This window comes from Streptomyces lusitanus (genome assembly GCF_042647945.1).
Classification (GTDB): Bacteria; Actinomycetota; Actinomycetes; order Streptomycetales; family Streptomycetaceae; genus Streptomyces; species Streptomyces pseudogriseolus.
Genome location: NZ_JBHRWL010000031.1, coordinates 87,218 through 103,944, shown reverse-complemented (window position 1 = coordinate 103,944; position 16,727 = coordinate 87,218). Strand labels below are relative to the sequence as shown.

The window sequence follows — 16,727 nt, the reverse complement described above, 5'->3', positions numbered from 1 at the left end:
CAGCTCCCGCAGCGGATGCCTGGCCAGCACCGCGTCCACCTCCGGCGTCAGCGCCGCCGCCAGCCGTGCCGGCGCCGGGCGCTCCGTGTCGCGCAGGGCGTCCACGGCCGCGCGCAGCACCTCCCGGTCACCCGAGCCGGGCGCCTGCTCCGCCGCCCGCTCGTGCAGCCGCGCCCCCTCCTCCAGCACCACCTCGGTGTCCATGCCCGCCGGGATCTTTATCTGCGCGTGGTGCCGCCAGGTGGTGACCGGGTCGCCCCACGCCTCCACCGCGTACGTCCACAGGCCCGTCGCCGCCGGGGTGACGGTCGCCCCCCAGCGGTCCGTGCCGGGCGCCAGCTCCCGCATCGGCGTGAACGGACCCGGACGTCCCTCCGGGTCCCGCAGCACCACGTTGGCCGCCACCGCGTCGTGCCCCTCCCGGAACACGGTCGCCGTCACCTCGAACGACTCGCCCACCACCGCCTTCGCCGGCCGGCGGCCCTGGCGCACCAGCGGCCGGACGTCCAGCACGGGGATGCGTCCCACGGAGGTCTCGGGAGGGGCCGGTGCCGCGGGCGTGGCCGGGGCGGACGGGGCCGGGGCGGACGGGGCGCGCCCGGCGGCGGCCGGCCTGCCGCGTGGGGCGCCGGACGGTGTCCGGGGCGAGCGGGACGAGGGGGACGACGAATGGTGCTTGGCGGGCATGACCGCTCCTGTCCGCGTCAACGAGGGTGGGCGGATGACTGTGGGGAGGTGGGTCCTGCGGGGTCTCAGTGGGGTGTACCCGCAGGAGCCTTCCCACACCGTTCGGGTGGGCAATCCGGCCCTTTGTTAACTACTCACGCGTATGTCGACACTCAAGACCGGCCGGGGCCCTTCGGCACCCGACGGGTCCGGAGGACGCCCGTCCTGGGCGCGTTCCCACCGGCGCGCGGGGGCGAGGGCGCCTTGAAGCACGCGAGGCGCTCCCGCGCACGCGGGCCTCCTAGCGGACGGGGTGCGCGCGCCGTGGGTACGCCGTCCGCCGCACCCCGTGACCAGCGGCTCCGCCGCCCGCCCCGCCCTCCGCCGGCACGGGGTGCGGCGACACGCCCGCGTCCTGCCCGTACGGCGGCATGTGACCGCTGGGGAAGGCGGGGCGGAAGGGGCGCGAGGGGACGGAACACCGGGGGTGACCCGGGTGCGGGTCGGACGGCCGGCGGAAACGGCCGGTTTCTTGCCCCGCCCGGCGTCCGGCCGGGACGCGCGGGACGTCAGGGGTCCGGGCAGGGTCCGGGAGGGGCCGGGGAGGGGTGGCGCGACGCGCGGAGTGAAGTACGACAAGGCCGTACATGGGGGCGGAATCGGCCATGTCCACTGTGCGGTGAATCGTTTGGACGGGGCAGGCGCGGTACCCGTGTCTTCCGGCTTCCCCCGCGGACGGTCTCCGCGCCGGTACTGTCGGCTGCGATACCCGGACGCACACCGCGTCTCTCACGAACGCGCCGAGGTGGCTTGTGAAGGCTATCCGTCGATTCACCGTCCGACCCGTGCTCCCCGAACCCCTCCGGCCGCTGAGCGACCTGGCCCGCAATCTGCGCTGGTCCTGGCACGCCGGGACCCGGGACCTGTTCCGCTCCGTCGACCCCGAACGCTGGGCCGCGGCCGGCGGCGACCCCGTGCGCCTGCTGGGCAGCGTGCCCACCGAGCGGCTCGCCGAACTGGCCGGCGACCGCGACTTTCTCGACCGCCTCGCCGCGGTCGCGGGCGACCTGGACACCTACATGACCGGCGACCGCTGGTACCAGCGGCAGAGCGGCCGGCTGCCCGCGGCCGTCGCCTACTTCTCCCCCGAGTTCGGCATCACCGCCGCCCTGCCGCAGTACTCCGGCGGGCTCGGCATCCTGGCCGGCGACCACCTCAAGGCCGCCAGCGACCTCGGCGCCCCCCTGATCGGCGTCGGCCTGCTCTACCGGCACGGCTACTTCCGCCAGTCCCTGTCCCGGGACGGCTGGCAGCAGGAGCACTACCCCGTCCTCGACCCGCACGAGCTGCCCCTGGACCAGCTCAAGGAGGCCGACGGCGCCCCCGCCCAGATCACCCTCGCCCTGCCCGGCGACCGCTCCCTGCGCGCCCGCGTCTGGGTCGCCCAGGTGGGCAGGATCCCGCTGCTGCTGCTCGACTCCGACATCGAGGAGAACGACCTCATCGAGCGCGGGGTGACCGACCGGCTCTACGGCGGCGGCAGCGAGCACCGGCTGCTCCAGGAGATGCTCCTCGGCATAGGAGGTGTCCGCGCGGTCCGCACGTACTGCCGGCTCACCGGGCACGCGGCGCCGGAGGTGTTCCACACCAACGAGGGGCACGCCGGGTTCCTCGGCCTGGAGCGGATGGCCGAGCTGCGCGCCGAGGGGCTCGACTTCGACGCGGCCCTGGAGGCGGTGCGCGCCGGGACCGTGTTCACCACGCACACGCCCGTGCCGGCCGGCATCGACCGCTTCGACCGCGAACTGGTCGCCCGGCACTTCGGGCCGCACGCGGAGCTGCCCGGCCTGGAGGTCGACCGCATCCTGCGGCTCGGCATGGAGACCTACCCCGGCGGCGAGCCCAACCTGTTCAACATGGCCGTGATGGGCCTGCGCCTGGCGCAGCGGGCCAACGGGGTCTCCGTGCTGCACGGCCAGGTCAGCCGGGAGATGTTCGCCGGACTGTGGCCCGGGTTCGACCCCGAGGAGGTGCCCATCACCTCCGTCACCAACGGGGTGCACGCGCCCACCTGGGTCGCCCCCGAGGTGTACCGGCTCGGCGCCCGGCAGATCGGCACCCAGCGCGCGGAGGAGGCGCTCAGCGTCGGCGACTCCGACCGCTGGGACTCCGTCGCCGACATCCCCGACCAGGACATCTGGGAGCTGCGCCGGTCGCTGCGCGAACTGCTGGTGCTGGAGGTGCGGGAACGGCTGCGGGCCTCCTGGCGGCAGCGCGGCGCCGGGACCGCCGAACTGGGCTGGATCGACGGCGTGCTCGACCCCGACGTGCTCACCATCGGCTTCGCCCGGCGGGTCCCCTCGTACAAGCGGCTGACGCTGATGCTGCGCGACCGGGACCGGCTGATGGACCTGCTGCTGCACCCCGACCGGCCGGTGCAGATCGTGGTCGCGGGCAAGGCGCACCCGGCCGACGACGGCGGCAAGCGGCTCATCCAGGAGCTGGTCCGCTTCGCCGACGACCCGCGCGTGCGGCACCGGATCGTGTTCCTGCCCGACTACGGCATGGCGATGGCGCAGAAGCTGTACCCCGGCTGCGACATCTGGCTGAACAACCCGCTGCGGCCGCTGGAGGCGTGCGGCACCAGCGGGATGAAGGCCGCGCTCAACGGCGGCCTCAACCTGTCCGTGCTGGACGGCTGGTGGGACGAGTGGTTCCAGCCCGACTTCGGCTGGGCGATCCCCACGGCGGACGGCGTCGGAACCGACGCGGACCGGCGCGACGACATAGAGGCCGCGGCGCTGTACGACCTGCTGGAGCAGCGGGTGACCCGCGCCTTCTACGAGCGCGGGCGCAGCGGGCTGCCGGACCGCTGGATCGAGATGGTCCGGCGGACGCTGAGCCTGCTCGGGCCGAAGGTGCTGGCCGGGCGCATGGTGCGGGAGTACGTGGAGCGGCTGTACACGCCGGCCGCGCACGCGCACCGGGCGATGAACGCCGATGCCGCCCGGGAGCTCGCGGAGTGGAAGGCGACGGTGCGGGGGGCGTGGCACGGGGTGACCGTCGACCACGTCGAGACGTCCGTGGCCTCGGCCACCGCCGAACTGGGCAGCACGCTGGCCCTCCGGGTGCGGGTGGGGCTGGGGGGTCTGCGGCCGGAGGACGTCGAGGTGCAGGCGGTCGCGGGGCGGGTCGACGAGGAGGATCGCATCACGGATGCGGCGGCTGTGCCGTTGAAGCCGGTGGGGGCGCCGGGGGCGGGGGGTGAGTGGGTCTACGAGGGCCCGCTGTCCCTCGACCGGACGGGTCCGTTCGGCTACACCGTCCGGGTGCTTCCCAGCCATCGGCTGCTGGCGTCGGGCGCGGAGTTGGGCCTGGTGGCGGTCCCGTCGGAGGACGTGGCGGAGGCAGCGGGCCTACTCATGCGCTGACGCGCCCGTCAGGGGCGCGGGGAACTGCGCCCCCAGCCCCGCACGACCCGCACCCGGCGTGCGACAGTTCTCGGCACCTCGGTGGCCGCCGGGGGCGCGGGGAACTGCGCGACCGGCCCCGTGCGGCCTGCACCCGGCGTGCGACAGTTCCCGGCACCCCGGTGGCCGTACGGGGTTGAACGCAGGCCTGCTGGGGGGTGCCGCCTGCGCCCACCCGTGCCGCCCCAAGCGGCACGACTGCCCGCAGGCGGCAGGCGCCTCAGGGGCGCGGGGAACTGCGTGATCGGCCCCGTGCTGCCCGCACCCGGCGTCGGACCGCCCCCGGCACCCCCGTGCGCCGGTCAGGCGTCCGAGACCCCCCGGGTCGCAAGTCTGCGTAGGACCTTGCCGCAGCGGCGCGCGTAAGCGTGCTGGAGGCTTCGGGTGGCCGGGCCGCCCGCCCGCGCGTACCAGCGGGCCGGCCTGCTGAAGGCCGAGACGGTCAGCCACACCGTCCCGTCCCCCGTCCGGTGGACGACGAACGCCTCCTCCCCGCTCTCCGGATGCCCCGCCAGCGTCCCGTACGCCCAGCCGGCCCGGCGGTACTCCTCCTCCGCCCACACCACCCGGCAGGGCGCCCGCACCACCCCCGCCAGGGTGACGGTCACGTCGACGTCGGACGCCGCCCGCTCCGCGGACGCGTCGACGCCGACGCCCATCTCCCGGTGCATCTCCCAGCCGAACAGCGCGTCCGCGGCCTGGCGGAACACCTTCTCGCCCTCGCCGAGCCGGGTGCGCTCCCTCAGGTGGTGAAAACCCGGAGGGCAGTAGTCGGGATCCCGGCTCGCGCCGACGTGGTCGTAGGTGAAGTCCGCCGAAGACATGGGACCCAAGCCTAGGCGGTGGCCTCGCGGCCACCGCCGGCACCGGTCGGCCTCAGCTGACGTTCACCGCCTTCCAGGCCGCGTCGACCGCCCTGTACTCCGCGCTGCCCGACCCGTACAGCGCCGACGCCGCGCTCAGCGTGCCGGTGCGGGCCGCCTTGTAGTTGGTCGTCGAGGTGAAGTACGTGGTCAGCGCCTTGTACCAGATCTGCAGCGCCTTCGCGCGGCCGATGCCGGTGACCGTGGAGCCGTCGTACGTCGGCGAGTTGTAACTCACGCCGTTGACGGTCCTGGCGCCGCTGCCCTCGCTCAGCAGGAAGAAGAAGTGGTTCGCCGGGCCCGAGGAGTAGTGCACGTCGACCGAGCCGAGGTTGGAGGACCAGTAGTCCCGGGACGCGCCGTCCTTGCTCGGCTTGTCCATGTACCGCAGCGGGCTGCCGTCGCCGTTGATGTCGATCTTCTCGCCGATGAGGTAGTCGCCGGCGTCGGCGGAGTTGGCCGCGTAGAACTCCGCGCCGGTGCCGAAGATGTCGCTGGTCGCCTCGTTGAGGCCGCCGGACTCGCCGCTGTAGCGCAGGCCGGCGGTGTTGGCGGTGACGCCGTGGCTCATCTCGTGGCCGGCGACGTCCAGCGAGGTCAGCGGGTTGACGTTGCCCGTGCCGTCGCCGTAGGTCATGCAGAAGCAGCTGTCCTGCCAGAAGGCGTTGACGTAGTTGCTGCCGTAGTGGACGCGGGAGTAGGCGGCCCTGCCGTCGTTCCTGATGCCGTTGCGCCCGAAGGTGTTCTTGTAGAAGTCCCAGGTGATCTGGGCGCCGTAGGCGGCGTCCACGGCCGCGGTCTGGTCGCTCGAGGAGCTGGAGGCGGTGCCGGTGCCCCAGGTGTCGTCGGCGTCGGTGAACAGGGTGCCGGTGCCGGAGGTGGAGCGCGCCAGGTTGTAGGTCTTGTGACCGCCGCGCGAGGTGTCGTTCAGCTGGTACGTCGAGCCCGACCTGACCGTGCCGAGGGTGACGGTGCCGGAGTACAGGCTCCGGCCGGTGCCGGTGTGCACGGCCTGCCACTCGTGCAGCTTCTCGCCGGTGGTGGCGTCGGTGACGACGTGCAGCTCGTTCGGGGTGCCGTCCTCCTGGCGGCCGCCGACGACGGTCTCGTAGGCGAGGACGGGCGTGCCCTCGGCGGCCCAGATCACCCGGCGGGGCGCGGAGCCGGCCTCGGCGCGCTCCGCGCCGGCCTTCCCGGCGGCGGCGAGGGCCTGCGCCTCGGCCTGGGCCGCGCCGACCTTGGGCGTCACGGAGGGAACCGCGACGGCCGCCCGCACGGCCTTGGTGACGGTTCTGGCGCCGTCCGCCGGCTGGTGCACGACCAGGTCGCCGCCGAGCACGGGCAGTCCGGCGTAGGTGCGCTCGTAGCGGGTGTGGACCGTGCCGTCGACGTCCCGCACGACGTCCTTGACGATCAGCTTCTCCTGGGCGCCGAGGCCTATCGCGTCGGCGGTCGCGTCGGCCGTGGCCTGCTGCTCCTGGATGAGGGAGGTGCGGGCCGCGGCGGACAGCGGCACGGAGGCGCCGCCCAGGGCCGGCGTGCCGGCGGGGGCGGAGCCTGCGGTCGCGGTGCCGGTGGCCAGTCCGGTGGTGAGCAGGGCGCCGGCCACGACCGCGGTGGCGGCGGCCAGGGCGGTACGGCGACGCGCGTAGAGGGGAGTCACTCGAAGCTCCTCGGGGGTGAGTGGGGGGGTGCGGACGGTGGGGGGCCGTCCAGGTGGTGCACCGAGCGAGGGAAGAGTGACACCTGCGTCGCGTACATGTCAGGAGGGTCGGATGACGTTGGCCGAAAATCGACGTCCGGATGAATGTTGCATGCGTGCGAACCCGCGTGACCTCGGCAAAGACGCAACCCGTGGCACGTATGGGGTCGGCAAAAACGGCGCCGTCCCGGGCGGTGGCGACCACCCGGGACGGCGCCGTGACGGGGTCCGTCTACGGGAAGGTCAGGCTCCAGCCGTTGATGTAGCCGGTGTCGTAGCGGGCCACGTCCTGCACCCGCAGCTGCCAGGTGCCGTTGGCCGACTCCGACGACGCGTTGACCGTGTACGTCTCGTTGATGTCGTCCGCCGAACCGCCGGTGCGGTTGCGCAGCCGGTACGACGTGCCGTCCGGGGCGACCAGGTCGACCACCAGGTCACCGCTCCAGGTGTGCACGATGTCCACCGAGACCTGGAGGTTGGCCGGCGCGTTGCCGGTCCGGCCGGTGACGGTGATCGGGGACGTCACCGCGGCGCCGGCGTCCGGGATCGCCACGTCGGCGGAGGACTCGAAGCTGGTGCCGCCGCCCCCGGGACCGCCGGAGCGGGCGCCGACGTTGACGGCCGCCCAGGCGTCCTGCACCGCCTTGTACTCGGCGCCGTCCGTGCCGTACAGCTCACCGGTCGCAGCCAGGGTGCCGGTGCGGGCCGCCGCGTAGTTGGTGGTGGAGGTGAACTTCGTGGTGAGTGCGCGGAACCAGATCTTCTCCGCCTTGTCGCGGCCGATGCCGGTGACCGGCAGGCCGTCGGAGGTGGGGGAGTCGTAGGTGACCCCGTTGATGGTCTTGGTGCCGCTGCCCTCGCTCAGCAGGTAGAAGAAGTGGTTGGCCACGCCCGACGAGTAGTGCACGTCGATCGAGCCGATGCCGGAGTACCAGGAGTCCTTGGACCGGCCGTCCTTGCTCGGCTCGTCCATGTAGCGCAGCGGGGTGCCGTCGCCGTTGATGTCGATCTCCTCGCCGATGAGGTAGTCACCGACGTCGGAGGAGTTGTTCGCGTAGAACTCGACGGTCGCGCCGAAGATGTCGCTGGTCGCCTCGTTGAGGCCGCCGGACTCGCCGCTGTAGATCAGGCCCGCGGTGGACGAGGTGAGACCGTGCGACATCTCGTGCGCGGCCACGTCGATCGACGTGAGCGGGTTGGCGTTGCCGGAGCCGTCGCCGTAGGTCATGCAGAAGCAGCTGTCCGACCAGAAGGCGTTGACGTAGTTGTTGCCGTAGTGGACCCGGGAGTACGCGCCGACGCCGTCCCCGCGGATGCCGCTGCGGCCGTGCACGTTCTTGTAGTAGTCCCAGGTCAGCGCCGCCCCGTAGTGGGCGTCCGCGCCGGCCGACTCCGCGTTGGACGGGCTGCCGTTGCCCCAGACGTCGTCGGAGCCGGAGAACAGCGTCCCGGTGCCGGAGGTGCCGCGGTTGAGGTTGTACGTCCTGTGCCCGCCGCGTGCGCCGTCGGTGAGGTTGTACGACGACCCGGACTGGGTGGTCGTCAGGTCGACGGTGCCGCTGTAGACGGTGTGGCCGGTGCCGTTCTGCACGGCCTGCCACTCGTACAGCTTCTCGCCGGTGGTGGCGTCGGTGACGACGTGCAGCTCCTGCGGGGTGCCGTCGTGCTGGAGGCCGCCGACGACCGTCTCGTACGCGACGACCGGCCTCCCGTCCGCCGCCCAGATCACCTTGCGCGGGGCCCGGTCGACGTCCGCCTTCTCGGCCTTCTCGGCCTTCGCGGCGGACAGGGCCTGCTGCTCGGCCTTCGCGGCCGGCACCGTCGCGGCGGTGGTGGCGGGCTTCACCGCGGCACGGGTCGCCTTCACGACCTTGTCGGCCTCGCCGGCCGTGTCGCCCTGGACGACCAGGTCGCCGCCGAGGACGGGCAGTCCGTCGTAGGTGCGCTCGTAGCGCACGTGCACGGTGCCGTCGCGGTCCTTGAGGACGTCGCGGACGACGAGCTTCTCCTTGGCGCCGAGGCCGAGGTCCTTGGCGGTCTCGGCCTTGACGGAGTCCGCCTGGCGCATCAGCGCGGCACGCTGGGCGGGGGTGAGCGTGACCGACTCCGAGGCGGACGCGGCGGCGCTCGCGGCCCGCGGCGTCGTGCCGGGGGCGGCGGTGGCGGCGCCGGACTGCACGGCCGTGGCGATCAGCGCGGCCACGCCGGCGAGGGCGACGGCGGCGGCGCGGCGCTGCGTGGTGCGGGGGGTGCGTCTGTGGGACGTCCTGCTTCTCAACGCTGACTCCTTCTGCGGGGCCGCGGGGTTGCGCGGCCTGGGGAGACCGGCCGGCGGGTCAGCCGGCCGGGCAGAACGGAAGTGCACTCGAGCAGTGACCGCGCACAACGGGCAGCCGGGGCTGTGGGGTTGCTGTGAAGCGGCCGTGGGAAGAGTGGCAGGGGAGTGCGCTTTCTGTCAGGGGCGCGTCAAGAAGTTGGCCGGATTCCGTCCGGTGTCCGGGAGGGGGTGTCCGGCAATCGGACGACGGCGGACGGGAGGTGCTTCGGACGGCCGGGTGCGCCGCCTTGACGGACCCGGAACACCGGTTCCTACGGCGTGCCGCCGCCCGGCCGGTCCCCGTGCCAGGACCGCCACAGCGCCGCGTACACCCCGTCCGCCGCCACCAGGGCGTCGTGCGTGCCCAGTTCGGAGAGCCGGCCGTCCTCCATCACCGCCACCCGGTCCGCGTCGTGCGCGGTGTGCAGCCGGTGCGCGACGGCGACGACCGTACGGCCCTCCAGCACGGCGGCCAGCGCGCGCTCGGCGTGCCGGGCGGTCGCCGGGTCGAGCAGCGCGGTCGCCTCGTCGAGGACCAGCGTGTGCGGATCGGCCAGCACCACGCGCGCCAGCGCCAGTTGCTGCGCCCGCGGGCCGTCCGTGGGGTGACCGCCCTCGCCCAGCTCGGTGTCCAGACCGCGCGGCAGCTCCCGCACCCAGCCGTCCGCCCCCACCACCGCGAGCGCCGCCCACAGCTCCTCGTCCCCGGCGTCCGGCGCGGCGATCCGCAGATTGTCCCGGACCGACCCCAGGAAGACATGGTGCTCCTGCGTCACCAGCACCACCTGCCGGCGCAGCCGCTCCGGGTCCAGCGACGCCACCGGCACCCCGCCCACGGTCACGCTCCCGGCGGCCGGCGCGTCCACCCCCGCCAGCAGCCGGCTCAGCGTGGTCTTGCCCGCGCCCGACGGCCCCACCACCGCCAGCCGTTCGCCCGGCGTCACCGTCAGGTCCACCCCGCGCAGCACCTCGCCGCCCCCGTCGTACGCGTAGCGCACCCCGGTCACGTCGATCCGGTCGTCCGCCGGGTCCGGGGCGGCGCCGCGCCCGGCCGCGCGCGGCGCCCGGGCCAGACCCTCCACCCGCGCGAACGAGGCCCCGCTGGACTGAAGTTGCTCCATCCGCATCAGCACCTCGTCCAGCGGACCGCTCAGCTGGAGCAGGTACAGCGAGGCCGCCACCACCGCGCCCAGGCTCACCGCGCCCCGCTCGTGCAGCCATCCGCCGCACAGCAGCACCCCGGCCACCGGCACGATGTACGACAGCTCGACCGCCGGGAAGAACACCGAGCGCAGGAACAGCGTCCGCATACGGGTGCGGCGGGACGTCTCCAGCGCCTCCCGGCTCGCCCGGATCCGTACCTCACGCATCCCGAACGCCTCCACCGTGCGGGCGCCCGCCGCCGTCGACGCGACCACCTCCGCCACGTCCGAATTGGCCGCGCCCTCGGCGAGATACGCCTGACGGGCCCGCCGCAGATACCAGCGCAGCACCAGCCAGATCGGGGTCAGGCACAGCAGCCCCAGCGCGCCCAGCAGCGGGTCCACGACCAGGATCGCGGCCGCCACGAACAGCGACTGCACCAGGTTGACCAGCAGCGACGGCCCGGCGTCGCGCAGCGTCGTGCCCACGGCGGTCACGTCCGCCGTGCCCCGCGTCGTCAGGTCGCCGGTGCCCGCCCGCTCCACCACCGCGGACGGCAGCGCCAGCACCCGGTCCACGAACCGCTCCCGCACCCGCGCCAGCGTCCGCTCCCCGAACCGGTGCCCCACGTAGCGGGCCCAGCGGGACAGCAGCAGCTGCGCCACCGCGCACGCCAGGATGACCGGGGCCAGCCGGTCCACCACCGCGGTCCCGCCGCCCGCCCGCACCTCGTCGACGATCCGCCCGAGCAGCCACGGCCCGGCCAGACCGGCGAGCGCCGCCGCGCCGTTCAGCGCCAGCACGCCCGCGAACGCCCGCCCGTCCGCCCGCACCAGCTCCCCGGCCGCCCGGCGCACATCGGCCGGTTCCGCCACCGGCAGCCGCTCCCCGCTCATCCCGCCACCTCCTCGGCGACGCCCTGCTCGGCGTCCCTGGCCACCAGGCGCCGGTACTCCGGTTCGCCGTCCAGCAGGTCGCGGTGGGCGCCGCTCGCCGCCACCTTGCCGTCGACCAGGAACAGCACCCGGTCGGCCCGGTCCAGCACCAGCGGCGACGTGGTGACCAGCACCGTCGTACGGCCCTCGCGCGCGGTTCGCAGCCGGCCGGCGACCAGAGCCTCGGTGTGCGCGTCCAGCGCCGAGGTCGGCTCCACCGCCAGCAGCACCTCCGGGCCGGCCAGCAGCGCCCGCGCCAGCCGCACCCGCTGCCGCTGACCGCCGGACAGGCTGCGGCCCTGCGCCGACACCACCGAGGCCGGTCCGTCCGGCAGCCCGCGCACCACGTCGTCGGCGGCCGCCGCGTGCAGGGCCCGCAGCACCTCCTCGTCGGACGCCTCGCACCCGCCCGCGACCACCTCGCGCAGCGGGCCCGCGAACAGCGCCGCCTCCGGGTCGGCGACCAGGATCCGCTCCCGCACCCGGGCGAGCGCGATCTCGTCCAGCCGGACCCCGCCCCACGTGACCTCCGACGGCGTGTACCGGCCCAGCCGGTCCACCACGGCCGCCGCGTCCGCCGGCCGGGCGCACACCAGCGCGGTCAGCCGCCCCGGCAGCACCCGCACCCCGGACTCCGGGTCCTCCAGCGCGGACGGCTCCGCCGGCGGGTCGGCGGTGGCCGCGTCCGGCGGCGGCTGGATCCGCAGCAGCGCCGTCACCCGGCCGGCCGCGACCACGCCCCGGCTGAGGTAGTAGCCGGACTCGATCAGGAACATCACCGGCCACACCAGCATGGTCACGTACCCGTACACCGACACCAGTTCGCCGATGCTGATGTCCCCCTGCGCGGCCTGCCGCGCCGCGATCCATGTCACCACCGCGAGGAACAGCGTCGGCAGGCCCGCGGACAGCGCCTGCATCCAGCTCGTCACCGCCCCCACCCGGTAGCCCTGCTCCCGCAGCCGCCCCGAGTCCCGGCGGAACGCGTCCGCGACCAGCCCCTTGCCGCCGAGCCCGCTCAGCACCCGCAGCCCGCCCGCGAGATCCCCGATCCGCGCGGTCAGCACGCCCTGCCGCTCCCGGTACTCCGTCTCCGCGCCCTGGAGCCGCCCGGCCAGCGGCCCCACCACCAGCGCGATCACCGGCACCCCCAGCAGCACCACCACGGCCAGCAGCGGCGACACCTCCAGCAGCAGCCCCGCCACCGCCGCGTACGCCACGACCGCGCCGATCCCCGGCCCGACGGCGGTGAGCGCCTGCGCGATCACCTGCACGTCGCCCACGCCGATCGTCACGACCTCCCCGGCCCCCGCCCGCCGCTCCAGCGCCGCGCCCAGCCGCACCGTGTGCCCGACGACCACCTTCACCGTGCGGAAGTTGGCGTCCATCCGCACCTTCGTCATGGTGCGGTGCCGCATCATGCTCAGCCAGGCGTTGAACGCGGTCACCCCGACCAGGGCGGCGGCCCAGCCGGCCAGCGCCGCCATGTCGCCCGTCTGGAGCCCGTCGTCCACCGCCCGGGACATCAGGTACGGCGTGGACGCCAGCAGCACCATCCACACGCTGCCGTACACCGCCCCCGCCGCGCAGCGCCCCGGCTGCCGGCGCACCAGCCACCACAGGTAGCCGGCCCCGCCGCGCCCGTCGGGCGTGCCGGGATCCTCGTAGGCGTCGATCACGTCAGTTCCCCTCCCCTGGACGCGGCTCCCGCGGGCCCGCGACGGTGCTCGTCAGGCCAGGCTGTCCCGCCAGGCCCGGTGCAGATCCGCGAACCGGCCCGTACCGCCGACGAGTTCGTCCGGGGTGCCGTCCTCGACGATCCGCCCGTGCTCCATCACCAGCACCCGGTCCGCGATCTCCACGGTGGACAGCCGGTGCGCGATCACCACCGCCGTACGGCCCTTCAGCACCGTCGCCATGGCCCGCTGCACCGCCCGCTCGCCGGGAATGTCCAGCGAGCTGGTCGCCTCGTCCAGGATCAGCACCGCCGGGTCCGCCAGCAGCGCCCGCGCGAACGCCACCAGCTGCCGCTGACCGGCCGAGATGCGGCCGCCGCGCTTGCGGACGTCCGTGTCGTAGCCGTCGGGCAGCGCGGCGATGAAGTCGTGCGCGCCGATCTCCTTGGCGGCCCGCTCGATCTCCTCCCGGCCCGCCTCCGGACGGCCGATCGCGATGTTCTCGGCGACCGTCCCGGAGAACAGGAACGCCTCCTGGGTCACCATCACCACCTCGCGCCGCAGATCCCGGCCCCTCAGGTCGCGCAGGTCCACGCCGTCGAGCAGCACCCGCCCGTCGGAGGGGTCGTAGAACCGGGCGAGCAGCTTCGCCAGCGTCGACTTGCCCGCGCCGGTGGAGCCGACGACCGCGACCGTCTGCCCGGCCGGCAGGGTGAGGCCGAAGCGGGGCAGCACCTCGCCGCCGGTGCGGTACGCGAACCGCACGTCGTCGAAGACCACCTCGCGCCCGGGCAGACCGGAACGCCGCCCCGGCAGCTCACGGGGCGTCGCAGGCTCCGGCACCGACGGCGTCTGCGCCAGCAGCCCGGCGATCTTCTCCAGCGAGGCCGCCGCCGACTGGTAGGAGTTGAGGAACATGCCGAGCCGGTCGATCGGGTCGTACAGCCGCCGCAGATAGAGCACGGCCGCCGCCAGCACACCCAGCGCCAGCGTCTGACCGGCCACCCGGTAGGCGCCCCACAGCACGATCAGCGCGACCGTGGTGTTGGCGGTCACCCGGGAGCCGACGACGTAGCGCGCCATCTCGATCAGCGCGTCGCCGTTGGTCTTCTCGTGCCGCCGGTTCAGCACCGCGAAGTCGGCGTCGTTGGCCTGCTCGCGGCGGAACGCGCGCACCGGGCGGATGCCGTTCATCGTCTCGACGAACTTCACGATCACCGCGGCGATCGCCGTCGACCGCCTCCGGTACACCCGCTGCGCCCGCCGCTGGTAGGAGCGCACCAGCAGGTACAGCGGCACGAACGACGCCACCGCCACCGCGCCCAGGCCCAGGTCCAGCCAGAGCAGCAGCACCGAGATGTACACGGCGGACAGGATCGTCATCACCAGTTCCTGAAGGCCCTCCTCCAGCAGCTCCCGCAGCGACTCGACGTCGGTGGTGGAGCGGGAGATCAGCCGCCCGGAGGTGTAACGCTCGTGGAAGTCCACGCTCAGCGCCTGCGCGTGCCGGAAGATCCGGCCGCGCAGGTCCAGCAGCACGTCCTGGCTGACCCGCGCGGAGGCGGTGATGAACGCGTACTGCAACGCCCCGGCCGCCGACGCGCACAGCAGATAGCCCACCGCCACCGCGATCAGCGGCCCGTGGTCGTCCCCGCGGAAGGCGGGCACCGCCCGGTCGATCGCGTACGCCACCAGCAGCGGGCCCGCCTGCACGGCGGCCTGCTGGAGCAGCAGCAACAGCGCGGCGACGGCGACCCGGCCGCGCATCGGCGCGAGCAGGGAGCGCAGCAGCGCGCCGGTGGCGCCCGGGGGAGTGGGAAGGACGTCCCGGTCGAAGGGGTCGCCGTCCTTGTGCCTCGCCCGGTCGTCGTCCTCGTCGCGGACCGGTGCGGTCGTGGCCGCCGTCATCGCTGCTCCTCCCGTTCCTCCGCCGGGTCGCCCGACATGAGGTGGGCGTACTCGGCATTGCCCCGCAGCAGTTCGTGATGGGTGCCGACCGCCGTGATCCGCCCGCCGGACAGCAGCGCCACCCGGTCGGCGAGCAGCACCGTGGACGGGCGGTGCGCCACGATCAGCGCGGTGGTGTCGGCGAGCACCCGGCGCAGCGCGGCCTCGACCGCGGCCTCGGTGTGCACGTCCAGTGCGGACAGCGGATCGTCCAGCACCAGGAAGTCGGGGCGCCCGACGACCGCGCGCGCGAGGGCGAGCCGCTGCCGCTGCCCGCCGGAGAGGCTCAGCCCCTGCTCGCCGACCTGGGTGGCGGTGCCCTGGGGCAGGGCGTGGGCGAAGTCGGCCTGGGCGACGGCCAGGGCGCGCTCCAGGTCCTCCTCGCCGGTGCCACCGCCCATCAGGACGTTCTCGCCGACGGTCGCGGAGAACAGGGTGGGTTCCTCGAAGGCGACGGCGACGCGGGAGCGGAGTTCTTCTCTGGACATCTCGGTGATGTCCCGGCCGTCGAGGGTGATGCGGCCCTCGGTGACCTCGTGGAGGCGGGGGACCAGGGCGGTGAGGGTGGTTTTGCCGCTGCCGGTCGCGCCGACGAGGGCGAGGGATTCGCCGGGGTGGATGTGGAGGTCGATGCGGGTCAGGACGGGGGGTGCGCTGTCGGGGGCGTCCGGGTAGCGGAACGTGACGTTCTCGAAGCGTAGGCCTCCAAGGCTGCCGGTGTCGGTGTCCGCCGGGGGTTGGTTGCGCCGCTCGGCGCTGCGAGGTGCCGCTGCGCCCACCCTCCCCCACTCTCGGCTTCGCTCGAGCGGGGGGACCCCCATCGCCCCAGCGGCACGACTGCCCGCAGCGGCGGCGGACGCCGTCGTCCCCGACTCCTGTTCCGCGTCCATCACCTCGAAGTAGCGTTCCGTGGCCGTTGCCGCCTCCTGGCTCATGGCCAGCAGGAAGCCGATCGAGTCCACCGGCCAGCGCAGCGCCAGTGCCGTGGACAGGAACGCCACCAGCGTGCCCGCCGACAGCGTGCCGTCCGCCACCTGCACCGCGCCCAGCACCAGCGCCGCCCCGATGGCGAACTCGGGCAGCGTCACGATGATGCCGAGGATCGTCGCCAGGAGCCGCGCCTTGTGCAGCTCCGTGCCCCGCAGCTTTCCCGACAGCTCCCGGAACGCCAGCGCCTGGCTGCGGTGCCGGCCGAACCCCTTGATGATCCGGATGCCGAGCACGCTCTCCTCGACCACCGTCGTCAGGTCGCCCACCTGGTCCTGGGCCTGCCGCGCGGCCAGCGAGTACCGCTTCTCGAACACCACGCAGGTGATCAGCACGGGCGCCGCCGGCACCAGGATGACCAGCCCCAGCGCCCAGTCCTGCACCAGCATGATGATCACGCCGACCAGGATCGTCACCCCGTTGACCAGCAGGAAGGTCAGCGGGAACGCGAAGAACATGCGCAGCAGCGCGAGGTCCCCGGTGGCCCGGGACAGCAGCTGGCCCGAGGCCCAGCGGTCGTGGAAGGCGATCGGCAGCCGCTGGAGATGCCGGTACAGGTCCGCCCGCATCTCCGCCTCGACGTGCGACAGCGGCCGCGCCACCAGCCACCGCCGGAACCCGAACAGCAGCGCCTCCGCGAGCCCGAGCAGCAGCAGGTACAGCGCGCCGAGCCACACCCCCGCCGGGTCACGGTCGGCGATCGGACCGTCCACCATCCACTTCAGGACGAGCGGGATGACCAGCCCGATGCAGGACGCCAGGACGGCGATGAACGCGGCGGAGAACAGGCGCGCCCGCACGGGGCGCACGTACGGCCACAGCCGCAGCAGCGTCCGCACGGTGGAGCGGGGCTCCCGGGGAGAAGGTGTAGTGGGCATCAGCAGTGAGAGTACGGTTCGCCACTGACGCTGCCCACCGAATTCCGGCCCGGTCCGCCTCGGCCGCGGGTCCTACGACCGGCGTCCCGGGGCGGCCGGACCTGGGCGAACGGCCCTCCGGTGACCCGGGGGACGGGGAGTCG

At 74.1% G+C, this 16,727-nt stretch carries 9 protein-coding genes; 1 reads left to right on the top strand and 8 read right to left on the bottom strand.

All coding sequences use genetic code 11. The features are described 5' to 3' along the window. Positions 1–687 (bottom strand): maltotransferase domain-containing protein (locus ACFOSY_RS31680; RefSeq protein ID WP_394313600.1); only part of this gene is annotated, 687 nt, incomplete at its 3' end. A 791-nt stretch (positions 688–1,478) separates the two neighbouring features. Between ACFOSY_RS31680 and ACFOSY_RS31675 the strand changes: the two genes are divergently transcribed. After that, positions 1,479–4,097 (top strand): glycosyltransferase family 1 protein, encoded by a 2,619-nt coding sequence (locus ACFOSY_RS31675; protein ID WP_394313598.1) that lies wholly within the window; start codon positions 1,479–1,481, stop codon positions 4,095–4,097. Positions 4,098–4,438: 341 nt separating this feature from the next. Here the strand turns inward: ACFOSY_RS31675 and ACFOSY_RS31670 are convergent, their stop codons facing one another. The 7 genes from ACFOSY_RS31670 to ACFOSY_RS31640 all read right to left on the bottom strand — a co-directional run bounded on the left by ACFOSY_RS31670 (position 4,439) and on the right by ACFOSY_RS31640 (position 16,584). Next, positions 4,439–4,960 carry a DUF1990 domain-containing protein gene (locus ACFOSY_RS31670; RefSeq protein WP_394313596.1) on the bottom strand — a complete coding sequence of 174 codons (522 nt, stop codon included), beginning with the start codon at positions 4,958–4,960 and terminating at the stop codon, positions 4,439–4,441. A gap of 52 nt (positions 4,961–5,012) precedes the next feature. Then, positions 5,013–6,662, bottom strand: coding sequence for a M4 family metallopeptidase (locus ACFOSY_RS31665; protein WP_394313594.1), 1,650 nt, complete (start codon positions 6,660–6,662; stop codon positions 5,013–5,015). Positions 6,663–6,933: 271 nt separating this feature from the next. Next, positions 6,934–8,979, bottom strand: coding sequence for a M4 family metallopeptidase (locus ACFOSY_RS31660; protein WP_394313592.1), 2,046 nt, complete (start codon positions 8,977–8,979; stop codon positions 6,934–6,936). A 311-nt stretch (positions 8,980–9,290) separates the two neighbouring features. Continuing rightward, positions 9,291–11,057 carry an ABC transporter ATP-binding protein gene (locus tag ACFOSY_RS31655; protein WP_394313589.1) on the bottom strand — a complete coding sequence of 589 codons (1,767 nt, stop codon included), beginning with the start codon at positions 11,055–11,057 and terminating at the stop codon, positions 9,291–9,293. Continuing rightward, positions 11,054–12,775 carry an ABC transporter transmembrane domain-containing protein gene (locus tag ACFOSY_RS31650; protein WP_394313587.1) on the bottom strand — a complete coding sequence of 574 codons (1,722 nt, stop codon included), beginning with the start codon at positions 12,773–12,775 and terminating at the stop codon, positions 11,054–11,056. The genes ACFOSY_RS31655 and ACFOSY_RS31650 overlap by 4 nt, the downstream gene beginning before the upstream one ends. 51 nt (positions 12,776–12,826) lie before the next feature. After that, entirely contained in the window at positions 12,827–14,680 is a 1,854-nt protein-coding gene (locus ACFOSY_RS31645; protein WP_394313585.1) for an ABC transporter ATP-binding protein, read from the bottom strand. Further along, positions 14,677–16,584 carry an ABC transporter ATP-binding protein gene (locus ACFOSY_RS31640; protein WP_394313583.1) on the bottom strand — a complete coding sequence of 636 codons (1,908 nt, stop codon included), beginning with the start codon at positions 16,582–16,584 and terminating at the stop codon, positions 14,677–14,679. The genes ACFOSY_RS31645 and ACFOSY_RS31640 overlap by 4 nt, the downstream gene beginning before the upstream one ends. Positions 16,585–16,727: the final 143 nt, after the last annotated feature.

Coding starts and splice junctions, on each gene's coding strand:
- ACFOSY_RS31655 (WP_394313589.1), bottom strand. CDS start 11,057: ATGAGCGGGGAGCGGCTGCCGGTGGCGGAACCGGCCGATGTGCGCCGG.
- ACFOSY_RS31670 (WP_394313596.1), bottom strand. CDS start 4,960: ATGTCTTCGGCGGACTTCACCTACGACCACGTCGGCGCGAGCCGGGAT.
- ACFOSY_RS31640 (WP_394313583.1), bottom strand. CDS start 16,584: ATGCCCACTACACCTTCTCCCCGGGAGCCCCGCTCCACCGTGCGGACG.
- ACFOSY_RS31645 (WP_394313585.1), bottom strand. CDS start 14,680: ATGACGGCGGCCACGACCGCACCGGTCCGCGACGAGGACGACGACCGG.